This window comes from Methanocaldococcus vulcanius M7, assembly GCF_000024625.1.
Classification (GTDB): domain Archaea; phylum AGJL01; class Methanococci; order Methanococcales; family Methanocaldococcaceae; genus Methanocaldococcus; species Methanocaldococcus vulcanius.
In genome coordinates this window covers 433,859-446,125 of sequence record NC_013407.1, presented here as the reverse complement: position 1 = coordinate 446,125, position 12,267 = coordinate 433,859, and the positions used below count along the sequence as shown (strand labels likewise).

At 32.0% G+C, this 12,267-nt stretch carries 12 protein-coding genes and 1 CRISPR repeat array; of the genes, 9 read left to right on the top strand and 3 right to left on the bottom strand.

Going from position 1 to position 12,267, the window contains the following annotated elements:
* The first annotated feature begins 64 nt into the window (after positions 1–64).
* Positions 65–1,525 (top strand): tetratricopeptide repeat protein, encoded by a 1,461-nt coding sequence (locus METVU_RS02285; protein WP_015732542.1) that lies wholly within the window; start codon positions 65–67, stop codon positions 1,523–1,525.
* A 370-nt stretch (positions 1,526–1,895) separates the two neighbouring features.
* Positions 1,896–2,929: direct repeats of the CRISPR family, unit length 30 nt; unit sequence ATTAAAATCAGCACGGATCGTGATGGAAAC.
* A 219-nt stretch (positions 2,930–3,148) separates the two neighbouring features.
* Here METVU_RS02285 and taw2 read toward each other — a convergent pair.
* Genes taw2 through METVU_RS02270 form a run of 3 tightly spaced genes read right to left on the bottom strand, consistent with a single transcriptional unit; the run spans position 3,149 to position 5,165 of the window.
* Positions 3,149–3,901, bottom strand: coding sequence for a tRNA(Phe) (4-demethylwyosine(37)-C(7)) aminocarboxypropyltransferase Taw2 (gene taw2, locus METVU_RS02280; protein ID WP_015732541.1), 753 nt, complete (start codon positions 3,899–3,901; stop codon positions 3,149–3,151).
* Positions 3,902–3,913: 12 nt separating this feature from the next.
* On the bottom strand, positions 3,914–4,489 hold the full coding sequence (locus METVU_RS02275; protein WP_015732540.1) for a site-2 protease family protein: 576 nt from the start codon (positions 4,487–4,489) through the stop codon (positions 3,914–3,916).
* Positions 4,490–4,541: 52 nt separating this feature from the next.
* The gene (locus METVU_RS02270; RefSeq protein WP_153232518.1) at positions 4,542–5,165 is read right to left on the bottom strand and encodes a rhomboid family intramembrane serine protease; all 624 of its coding nucleotides are present in this window, start codon (positions 5,163–5,165) and stop codon (positions 4,542–4,544) included.
* 231 nt (positions 5,166–5,396) lie between these two features.
* Between METVU_RS02270 and spcS the strand changes: the two genes are divergently transcribed.
* From spcS to METVU_RS02230, 8 genes are all read left to right on the top strand, one after another.
* Entirely contained in the window at positions 5,397–6,701 is a 1,305-nt protein-coding gene (gene spcS / locus METVU_RS02265) for an O-phosphoseryl-tRNA(Sec) selenium transferase (protein WP_015732538.1), read from the top strand.
* Between the two features lie 44 nt (positions 6,702–6,745).
* A complete protein-coding gene (locus METVU_RS02260; protein WP_015732537.1) occupies positions 6,746–8,053 on the top strand; it encodes an APC family permease in 1,308 nt (435 codons plus the stop codon).
* Between the two features lie 209 nt (positions 8,054–8,262).
* Positions 8,263–8,718, top strand: a complete 456-nt coding sequence (locus METVU_RS02255) for a hypothetical protein (RefSeq protein WP_015732536.1) — start codon at positions 8,263–8,265, stop codon at positions 8,716–8,718.
* 106 nt (positions 8,719–8,824) lie between these two features.
* Complete coding sequence (locus METVU_RS02250; RefSeq protein WP_015732535.1) at positions 8,825–9,562, top strand: DUF166 domain-containing protein; 738 nt, start codon at positions 8,825–8,827, stop codon at positions 9,560–9,562.
* 226 nt (positions 9,563–9,788) lie between these two features.
* Positions 9,789–10,163: a hypothetical protein gene (locus METVU_RS02245; RefSeq protein WP_015732534.1), complete on the top strand. Its 375-nt coding sequence runs from the start codon at positions 9,789–9,791 to the stop codon at positions 10,161–10,163.
* A 37-nt stretch (positions 10,164–10,200) separates the two neighbouring features.
* Positions 10,201–10,386, top strand: a complete 186-nt coding sequence (locus tag METVU_RS02240; RefSeq protein ID WP_048196719.1) for a hypothetical protein — start codon at positions 10,201–10,203, stop codon at positions 10,384–10,386.
* A 16-nt stretch (positions 10,387–10,402) separates the two neighbouring features.
* On the top strand, positions 10,403–11,374 hold the full coding sequence (locus METVU_RS02235) for a cell wall-binding repeat-containing protein (protein ID WP_048196717.1): 972 nt from the start codon (positions 10,403–10,405) through the stop codon (positions 11,372–11,374).
* A 108-nt stretch (positions 11,375–11,482) separates the two neighbouring features.
* On the top strand, positions 11,483–12,217 hold the full coding sequence (locus METVU_RS02230; protein WP_015732531.1) for a DUF2202 domain-containing protein: 735 nt from the start codon (positions 11,483–11,485) through the stop codon (positions 12,215–12,217).
* The last annotated feature ends 50 nt before the right edge of the window (positions 12,218–12,267 follow it).

The following is a 12,267-nucleotide window of genomic DNA, read 5'->3' as shown; positions in this document are numbered from 1 at the left end:
CATCAAAACCAACAATACAACTAATAAAAATTAATTATTATAAAAATTAATAAAGGTGGATATAATGAATAAGACGGCGAAGATCGTTATCGGAATACTCTGTATAATCGGAGCGATCGGATTAGCAGTTTATGGATACACTACATATAAAGCAGAATATTTAGCAGCAAAATACACAAACGAAGGAATTCCAATATTAAGAGAGGCAATAGCTGATGGAAACATGTCCGCTTACAAATTAGCAGACCACTACTTCGACTTAGCAATACAGGCAGATCCATACTACCCATGGGCATGGTACAACAAAGCAAACGTTTATGCAAATACAGATCACTTCTACCACTACGACAAATATCCAAACGAAACATACATACAAGCAGGACTTCCAGATGAACAGAAATACTACGATATAGCAATGAAATGCGTTCACAGGTTTATGGATTTAGATCCACAAGACGCTGCACTTGGATATGAATTGATAGGAGCAGCAAACTACCTCTACTACGACACCTACAACGACAAAGTTAAGTATGTCTTACCTCCTGACTTCAAAGCATTGGAAGGAATAGATGATATATACAGAGTTTCAGGAAAAGGAGGAACTGCTTCATTATTAGCAAACATTGCAAGAACCTACTTATCAATGGGAGAATTTAACGACTCATACAAATACTATGCTTACTCACAATTAACAGATCCAAAAGTTAACCCAATGGCAAAATATGCAATTCCAGAAGGGCCAGCATTTGAGCACCTTGTCTGGTCAGCAATTATATTGGCTGAACTACACGATCCAAAAATAACATATGAAACTGCAAACAAAGAATGCCACATGTTCGTTGACAACTACGGTCCAAAATTAGGTTGGACAATGGATTTAGGATACATGCCAACAGCTGTTTCTGCTTACCAATTAGGAAAATACGATGAAGTTATGAAATGCTGTAATTTAATCATAAACAAATATTCAGACCCAACATCTGATGATTTAGATGACTACTCACCATACTACGGAGAGGCAAACAGATACATTGCAATGGTAGATATGAAGAAAGGAGATTTAGACGATGCCATAAAGCACTTAAAAGAGAACATAAGATTCTCAAGTATGATGGTTCCTCCTGCTGATGACTATCCAGCAGATATTCCAGTAGGACACTATGAGAGGGGCTTAGCATACTACTTCCTTGGAAAATACACTGGAAACAAATCATACTACGAACTCGCTTTAAAGGACTTCAAATACTTAGTTGATAATCCAAATGTTTCAAACAGAAGTATTGCACACGAAAACTACTACTTCCTTGGAACAGTTATGACTGGATGCACCTACGCAAAATTAGGCGATTATGATAACGCTCAAAAATACTTGAAGATGGCCTTAGATGAATTAGCAAACAACGAACAACTAATAGGATATAACAAATACTTCAGAAAAGATACTGAAACACTCTACGAAGAAATGAAAAACAAAAACTTTAATGGTATAGATCAATTCCCATGGCTCTGGGAAGTAGAGCATTAAAATCCTCTTACTTAAAAATTCTTCCTATTTTTTGATTTTTGAGTTTTTAGTTTATATTTTGTGTTTTTTATTTGGTTTTTGTTGATTTTGAAGGAGTGGTTTGTTTTATTATTTTGTATATTTGGATGTATTTAATTATGGAGTTTTTTTAGAGTTTTTAATTGTTTGTAGTTGTTTTTAGAAATCCACGATTAATTACTTGATTTACTTATTTTTATTAATTATTTATTGTTGTTTTTTAAATAAAAGTTCGAATTATTTTGTTATAGGGTTTATAAAGAAAAGGGGTTATTTGGGGGTAGGATAATTATGGTGTGGAAAACTATAAATATAAGTAAAAATATTATAATGAAATAAGAAAAATTACCCTATTAAAATCAGCACGGATCGTGATGGAAACTTACATACTCAGTTGGATCAACAGGGTATTTTTTCTATTAAAATCAGCACGGATCGTGATGGAAACTATTTTCTGATAAGTTCTTCAAGATATTTACCTCCCATTAAAATCAGCACGGATCGTGATGGAAACCTTGCTCTAATATTTATTTCGTTCATTCGGGGCTCGATTAAAATCAGCACGGATCGTGATGGAAACCTCTCGGGGTTGTAATAATCGAACCTATATTCATATATTATTATTAAAATCAGCACGGATCGTGATGGAAACTTTACTCTAATACGTAATTCATTTAGTCGGGGATCGATTAAAATCAGCACGGATCGTGATGGAAACACATAATACAAAAGCAATATCTTGTCCATTTAGGGAATTAAAATCAGCACGGATCGTGATGGAAACAATAAGATATTAATTAGATTATGTATGCAAATTATAATTAAAATCAGCACGGATCGTGATGGAAACTACTTCATAACCGCACAAGGATTTTACAAATTAAGAATTAAAATCAGCACGGATCGTGATGGAAACTAAAATAGGTAATGTGAGAATATGATAGATTTAACGAATTAAAATCAGCACGGATCGTGATGGAAACAATAATTTGGGTAGGATTTATGGAAAAAAGTTGATTTTATTAAAATCAGCACGGATCGTGATGGAAACCATATGTCTTAAAAAAATCTTTCAAATATTTTAATATTAAAATCAGCACGGGTCGTGATGGAAATTTTTAATTCGTAGTCGTCCAATTCTAAATGTTGATTAAAATCAGCACGAGTCGTGATGGAAACTTATAAAATTTACTATCTACAAAAATCAATATAAGCTAAAAAATTAAAATCAGCACGAGTCGTGATGGAAACGCTAATAATGACACTATTACTATGTCATTTTCTGTTAAAATCAGCACGGATCGTGATGGAAACTTAACTCTCAAAACAAAATCCGAATTTGGTATTTCTACTACAATTAAAATCAGCACGTCTTGTGATGGAAAGTTCTGTAGAATTAAAATAAACTCTAACATTATATAATTAAAATTATATCCACTAATGAAATAGAAACATTTCAAGTTTTGATGACTTTTTCAAAGTGGTTATGATTAAAATAAGACCCCTTAGGAGAGAAACGTTCCTTTTAAAATAGTGAAATTTTCAAATTTTAAATTTTGAAAAATTTCTAAGCAAAAAAGAGTCATATAATTATAAAAATCCAATTTATTTTCTCTTTTCAAATTCTGCATCAACAACTATGTGCCAAACTCCGGGAGCGTATTTTTTTACTTTATAGATAGAGTATTTAGTTAAGAAATAGTTATTTTTCTCAGCGTAGTATTTTAATCGCTCAATTGGTCTTTTTGTCATTATCTTTTCTGCAACAGTTTCATGGTAGTGAATAACTCCTTTCTCTTTCAAAAATTCAAATGCCTTATCTAAAAATTTATGCGTTTTGTGCACATAACCCATTATTACCCTATCTGCAATATTTTCAAGTTTTACATTTCTATTGTCAGAGCATATTGGAATTATGTTATTAAGATTGTTAATTTCGACATTTTCACATAAGTATTTATAAGATATGGGGTTTTTCTCAATAGCGTAAATAGTTTTTGGTTTGGAGTATTTAGCAAGGGGAATTGAAAAATAACCGATGCCTGCAAACATATCTACAACGACCTCCCCTTGTTTTCCTATCATAGCGATTCGTTTTCTTTCTCCAATGTTACCTTGACTCCACATTATCTTAGATACATCGATTTTAAATAAACATCCATGTTCTTTGTGAATGGTTTCTGTTTCATTACCATACAATAATTTTACATGCGGAATTCTCAAATCCCCAGTTATCTGAGCGGTGTATCTCAAAATTGCTTTACATTTAGTTTTTTTAAGTATTTCTTCAATTTCATCAGATGTTAGATCTTTTTTAACTATTACAATATCTCCAATTTTTTGATACTTTAAACCCATACTCTCATCCATCTACCAAAACATCATATATATTAGATAACAAATCAAGGGAATTCCAAATATTGCCCAGATTAGCGGATTCCATCTTAAAACTTTTTCCCCATCAAAGGGAGGAATCGGTAGCATATTAAAACCTGCTAAAAATAAATTTATATAAAATCCATAACTACCTATTGAATACAGAAGCGAGATTGGAGGTGATATTAACATAAGAATAAAAAATATAAACGCAAGAGCAACATTTGTCAATGGTCCTGCTAAGGCAATTTTTCCATTTTCCTCAGCCGTTAAGTAATCTTTATAGATATAAACTGCTCCTGGAGCTATGAATGTAAATCCAAGAAATATTTTTAATATTAATGCAATAAGTAAACCTTCATACCATGCTCTAAATTCACTCCACGCCCCGTATCTTCTTGCTACTGTTCTATGCATCAGTTCATGAAATATAAATCCACTACCCACAGCTATTAAGGAAATCAAAAAGATGGTAGGAGATAAATTAGGATAAGAGAATATAAACGCGATCGCTAACACAGACACAGTAAGATCTATGATTTCCTTTTCTGAAAATTTATACGATCCCATACTATTTCACCACAAAATATTTTGTTGTTTATGATTAAGCTTAGCTATCTTTTTATCTATTTTTCTTAAACTTAAATTTTTTGAGACGAAGTTTTCCTCTTCTCTTATTATTCAAGTTCCTTACATCTTTTTTAAGAACTTCTCCGAATATTAATCCAGTTAAAAGACCAGCTAAGTGTGAGATGTGTGCAATTCCAGTTTTAAACGTATATGGAAGAAGTATCAAATCTATCAATGCAAACAATCCAACAGCCACTCTTATACTTATAGGCACTGGTATGGGAAAGATCACAACTTTTAATCGAGGATGTAAAATAGCTAATGCCCCCATAACTCCAAAGATCGCTCCTGAGGATCCAACTGATGGAAGATAGCTTCCAGTTATATGGCAGTAAAGTATATATGCTAAATTTCCGACTATGCCTGATATTAAAAATACAAGTATATATTTTTTCGCTCCAATTAATCTCTCCAAGTATGTCCCAAAAAAGAAAAGGACAAACATATTCAGCAAAAGATGAGTTATAGTGGCATGCATAAAAATGCTTGTTATCAACTGCCAAGGCATGGAAAAAGCCATATTTGGATACAGCGCAAAATAAAGATACATTTGTGGAAATATCTTGCTTAATATGAACATAACCACACATATTCCAATTATAACAAAATTTATCACTTTTCCTCCCCCACAAACGTTGAGATTCATTTTTATTATAGACATTAGATTTTCTATTATTTGTTTTTCTATTTTTCCATTTATACTTTCACATTAACTTTTATGAATTATTGTTTTATTGAACTCAACTTTTATAAAACATTTACTAAATAATTTTGTATAAAAATTAAATTAAACAATTAATAAGTATCAATAAAAATCAATAGAAACTAAATAAAAGGTGTAAAGTTTATGAATTTAAATACCAAAGGATTGTTGCCTGAACATATGGAGCACAGAGGAAAGTTAACGTTAAAAGAAAATTTAAAAATAGTTGAAAATATTTTAGAACAGAGGAAAATCCCAGAAGTTGGGATAGATGAAGAGCATATAAAACTTCTTTTAAGATTGTTATCTTTTATGGATACTGATAAGGATCCAAATGTAATTCAGATAGGAGAAAGAGAAGCGAGAGTTTATACGAAACTTCAAAGAGATAGTGTATTCGATTTTTGTCATGGTGTTGGAAGAAGTGGAAACTTGACAGATCCTCAACCAAAAGCTCCAGGAGCAAGTGCAATGTATAAATTAACCAATAAAATATTAGAAAGTTTTTTAAAATTTTTAGGTTTGAAGGTAAATGCAATAGCAACTCCTGTAGCAACGGGAATGAGTTTGGCCCTCTGCCTCTCTGCCTCTCGGAAAAAATATGGATCTAACGTAGTCATCTACCCCTACGCATCACATAAAAGTCCAATAAAAGCCACGTCATTTATTGGAATGAGAATGAGGTTAGTAGAAACTGTATTAGAGGGTCATATTGTTAAAGTCGATGTTGGAGAGATTGAAGATGCAATAAAAAGAGAAATAAAAGATAAAAACAATCCTGTCGTTTTAAGCACGTTAACTTTCTTTCCACCAAGAAAAAGTGATGATGTTGTAGAGATCTCAAAAATTTGTGAAGATTACAACATTCCCCATATAATAAATGGTGCCTATGCAATTCAAAACTTTTATTATATAGATAAACTAAAAAAAGCGTTAAAATATAGGGTAGATGCAATTGTTAGCTCATCGGATAAAAACCTCTTTACACCGATCGGTGGGGGGATAATTTACACAAAAGATGAGAGTTTTTTAAAGGAGATTTCTCTAACCTACCCTGGTAGGGCCTCTTCGAATCCAGTAGTTAATATATTAATATCTCTGTTAGCAATAGGAAGCAGAAACTACATCTCCCTAATGAAAGAACAGAAAACGTGTAAAAAACTTTTAGACGACCTTCTTGAAGATCTGGCAGGTAAAAAAGGAGAAATACTTTTACAAGTTGAAAATCCAATATCCTCGTGTATAACAACTAAAAAAGATCCTTTAGATGTGGCAGGGAAATTATACAATCTTAGAATTACAGGACCTCGTGGAGTTAGAAAAAACGATCATTTTGGAACTTGCTACTTGAAAGAGTATCCTTATAATTATATTGTAGTGAATTCAGCAATAGGAGTTAAGAAGGAAGATATATACATGGTCGTTGAAAAACTAAGTAGTGTTTTATAATAATAAAAGAATATCAAACTTAAAAATACCTTCAATGTGATACTATGGAACTGGAAGAAGATAATAAAAAATTAACATTATGGGAAGCTGTATCAATGGCTGTCGGTGTAATGATTGGAGCGAGTATATTTTCTATTTTTGGTGTTGGAGCACAGATTGCTGGTAAAGATTTACCTGAAACTTTTGTATTATCTGGAATGTATGCTCTTTTAGTCGCTTATTCATATACAAAACTCGGATCAAAGATCATCTCTGATGCTGGTCCTATTGCGTTCATTCATAAAGCAATTGGAGATAACATAATAACCGGAGCGTTGAGTATTTTACTGTGGGTTAGTTATGTTATCTCAATATCGTTATTTGCAAAAGGATTTGCTGGCTACTTTTTACCGTTAATAGGAGCACAGATCAACTCTTTTAACTATGCATTAGCAGAAATTGGTATAGTTGCATTTTTTACTGCGTTAAATTTCTTTGGTTCTAAGGCAGTGGGAAAGGCAGAGTTCTTTATTGTTTTAACAAAACTTACAATCCTTGGACTGTTTATATTCGCTGGATTATTGACTCTTCACATCTCATATTTAGTTCCAGACACATCCATATCAGGAATTGAGGGAATGTTATTTGCTTCTGCAATATTCTTTCTCTCCTATATGGGTTTTGGAGTTATAACAAACGCTTCTGAACATATAAAAGATCCTAACAAGAACGTTCCGAGAGCAATATATTTAAGCATATTTTTAGTTATGTTTGTTTACGTTGGTGTAGCAATATCTGCAATTGGAAACCTTCCAATAGATGAATTAATTAAAGCAAGCGAAAATGCCTTAGCAGTTGCGGCAAAACCATTTTTAGGAGATCTTGGATTTTTATTAATCTCTATCGGAGCGTTATTTTCAATTTCATCAGCCATGAATGCCACAATATATGGAGGAGCTAATGTTGCTTACTCATTGGCAAAAGATGGAGAGCTTCCAAAATTTTTCGAAAGAAAGGTGTGGTTTAAATCTACTGAGGGGTTATATATAACCTCAGCCCTTGGTGTTTTGTTTGCCCTACTTTTTAATATGGAGGGTGTTGCTTCAATAACCAGTGCAGTTTTTATGGTGATCTATCTTTTTGTTATTCTCTCTCATTACATCCTCGTTGATGAAGTTGGCGGTAGAAAAGAAATAATCATTTTTAGCTTTTTAGTAGTTTTAGGGGTCTTCATGCTCCTTCTTTATTATCAGTGGGAAGTTCACAGAATAGTGTTTTATGGAATAATACTTACCTTTGCGTTTGTTATAGTATTTGAAGCGATTTACAGAAAGATAACAAAAAGAAAGTTTTCAATTGCTCACACACATTAAAACTTCTCCTTGTTTTAAATTTTTTAACTTCTAACTTATTAACTTATCATTGAATATTATTACACCAACAATGAATCAAACAAAATAGCAAAATATAAAAAATAAAAAAGACGGAAATATCTAACGCATAAAATATTCCATGGCTTAAAAATAACTATAAAGCGATTAAAATCACTACATTTAAAAAATTTAAAGGAGGAGTGATCGAAATGGAAAAACAATCATGTAAAAAAGGAATTGATAGCACTTTTGTCTCAGCACTTTATTATAGTATTAACAAGGCAATTTATGATGTTATTGGAGAAGGAGGAAAGGTTTTAGGAAGGAGGTCTTCTTATGAAATGATAAAAATGCTTAAAGACCTTGGATACTTAAAAGAAAACATGAGTAATGAAGAAATAGAGGACTTGTTCGTTAATGTTTTTGGTCTTTCTGAGGGATTAGGGATACATGAAGACGATAAAATGGTAGTGTTTGATGTTATAAAGCCAACATTAGACCTGTTTTTAAAAAGATTGATGGAAGAGAACCTAAAACCCTACGTATGTCCGTTCATGTATTTGCTATCCGAGATATATGGTTATAGCAATGGATGTCGACTAATGCTTTCGGATGTAATTCCCGAGAGCGAGGAGATGGTAAAACTTGTATTTAAAAAAATTTAAATAAAGATAAATTTAACAAAGTCCTCGGTTTCATTACTACATTGAAAATATACACCTATGTGAAACATAAAAGCATATTTTAACATATTTAAAACATGGGATAGTTATGAAAGCAGTGTTTATCTACCATAAAGACAATCAAAGGATGGAAAAATTCTATAAACATTTAATTAATGAGCCAAGTTTCTGTAGGATCTGTGAGGACTGTAATAATTGTAGGGGAAATTGGAGTTTTAAGGATAAAGTAAAAAATATCGTTATAGATAACGTCTATGAGGAGTTCGTTGATGACCCTTATCAGTATCTACCAGATCTGCCTGAAGGAGATGTATGCATTGCCCAACTTCATGAAGATCTTTTATATGAACTACCTCTTATTTTAAAAGAAAAAAATTATAAGGCACTTATTGTCCCCTCAGAAACGCCACACGACTTATCATTAGCACTAAGAAGAGATCTAAACAAGTTCTGTGAAAAATTTAATATAGAATTTGAAAATCCAAAACCATTCTGCTCCCTTGAGAAAAAAGATGAAAAACCATTTATAAAACAGTTTATTGAATATTTTAAGATAGGAAAACCAGAACTCGAAGTAATTGTAAGGGATAACAAAGTTGAAGATGTTAAGGTTAAAATATCCTCCCCATGTGGAGAAACATTTTATATTGCTAAAAGATTAATAGGAAAGAACTTAAAAGATATTAAAGAAGAGATTGCAAATGCTCATCATAATTATCCATGCTTAGCAAGTATGGAAATGGATAAAGAGTTGGGAGATACAATACTACATAAAGCAGGATATATTGCCATTAAATCAGTTGAAGACGGGATAAAAAAGACCTAATTTTTGCTTTTTGTTTATTTCTATTTTTATTTTATTTTTAGGTTATATTTTTAATTAATTTTTTAGTTTTTTTAGTTTTGGTTTAATAAATACTTCATATATTCATAACATCCTATATTTGAATAGGTTTGGAAATATAAACCGCAAAATTTATATAGGTGTTTTTTAACACAATTATATGTAGTAAAAATGATACACATAATACAACTTACCTTCAGGTGAAAAAATGAGAAAACTCTTGATCGCAATACTGGGCTTGGCAATAATTGGAGCAGTATTTGCATTTCCACCATGGATGGAACAACAAACTCAAAATTATGAACCAATAAACCCAGAAGAAATTCTAAAAAATGCAGAAATAATAGAACACACGACCCCATGGGGATATGAGATTAAACAGTTAGAAGTTGATGGAAAAATTGTAGGGGTAGTGTGGGAGGATGTCGATATAAATAAAGTAGAGGTTGGAAAACCCTTCGAAACCCCATTTGGAGAGAAATATCCTCTATACTATGACGGAGAATTAGTAGGGTTTATATTCACAAACCACCCAACACCACACTACTGCGGATGTGGAATGTGCTGGCAATATCAACAATAAAAAACAAATCAAACAAATTAACGTTTCGGTGATCTATATGCCAATGTGGTGCTGTAATTACACATTCTTTCCAATACCATTTTTCTTTTGGATGTTTTGGATAATATTCTGGATGATCATAGTATTTACTGCGATCATTATTGTATTATCAGTTATAAAATTAATATTAAAAGGTAATACTAAGAAAGAGGAAAAAGTATATATCCCAACTGATAAAAAATAAAATATGGGGTGATAGGATGAGAAAACTGCTATTATTATTTCTAATGGCAGTTGCATTTTTAGTGGGATCTGTATCTGCAACAGACGTGGTTTTAGTAAGTGATAATGCAGCAGATCAATGCACAGCGTTGGAAGTGGCAGATGCTCTAAATGCAACAGTTTTCACAACAACCTGGGGAATATATAACGAAAGTTTAGTAAGTGAGATCGAAAACCTAAATCCAGAGAAGGTTATAATAATTGGAGGGCCATTAGCGGTGGTTGAAAACTACACAATTGCATTAGAAAACGCAGGAATAACAGTGGAGAGAATAGGAGGAACCAACAGGTATGAAACAAACGCTAATGCAACACTAACCTTCCAAAATCAGTTCAAACACATGTTTGGAGATAACGCAACAGCATGCGTATGTTATGGATTCGATGATATCGCATTAAACGAGACAATGCAAAAAGTCAGAAATAGAAGTTGTTTACTCCTACTTACAAATGGAACCAATTTAAGTGTAGAACCGCAAAAACTACAACTGAGAATAAACAAAGTTGAGATCATAGAAAATCCAATCTGTCCATTCTGTAATTATTCAAAAGTTATGATGCAGTTAAAGAGACATGGAATAAACATATCAGTTGAACAGATCTCAGAAGAAAGAGTCAAATTAATGCTCCAAAATAGGATAAGATTAATGGAAAGAAAAATTGAGATGTTAAAGAAAATGGGTGTTAATACGACAGAATTAGAAGAAAAACTAAAAGAAGCAGAACAATTAATGGAGCAGAACAAACTTCAAGAAGCATATAGAATAATGATCCAGCTCCAAGAAGAACAGATGGTAAAAGTTAAAACACACTTGCATCCAAACTGGGGAGAAATGAGAAGAGGAAGTCCTCACCAAAATCTCAACTCCTCAGAAAACCCAGTTGGTAAGATGGGAGAAAATGGCCATCATCAAAGAATAAATACAACTACGGCAAGAATAAACCAATAAAGCAAAATTTTTTACTTTCTACTTTTTTTTTACTTTTTATTTTTAATTATTTTTTAATGCGAGGGGTTATGCATATAGATGTCTCAACCATCATATAAGGTGATTAGAATGAAAAAACTAATTGCAATAACATTGGCAACGTTGATCCTAACATCTGTCCTATTATCCGGATGCACAAGTCAAAATACTACATCAAATACAAATACAATAACAACTGAAACAGGAAAAGGAAATTTTAAAGGAACCTTAGTCAACTCCAATGGGAATATAAATGACACACTAATGCTTGAATATATAAAATCAATGCCAAAACAGCCATTAAGCGAACAAGAAAAAGAAGGATTAATAGAAATGAGAGAAGAAGAAAAATTAGCAAGAGATGTTTACTTAACTTTATATGAAAAGTGGAAACTTCCTATCTTTAAAAATATTGCTGAAAGTGAAGAAACTCACACAACCGCTATAAAATATCTCTTAGAAAAATATAACATCCCAGATCCTGTAAAAAATGATAGTGTAGGAGCGTTTTCAAATCCAAAATTCGAAGAACTTTATAAAAAACTCGTTGAAGAAGGAAACAAATCAGTAGTTGATGCTCTAATTGTGGGGGCTACAATAGAGGACTTAGATATTGCCGATCTTCAAAAATGGATAAACGAAACTGACAATGAAGATATAAAATTTGTCTATGAAAATCTTATGAAAGGTTCAAGAAACCATATGAGAGCATTCGTAAGAATGTTAAATAGATACGGAGCAAACTACACGCCAAAATATATAAGTAAAGAAGAATTCGAACAAATAATAAACAGCAATACAGAAAGAGGAATGAATCAACAATAACTCAAAAAATGATATACAAAATCAAAATAATAAAATATATTAAAGTGGTA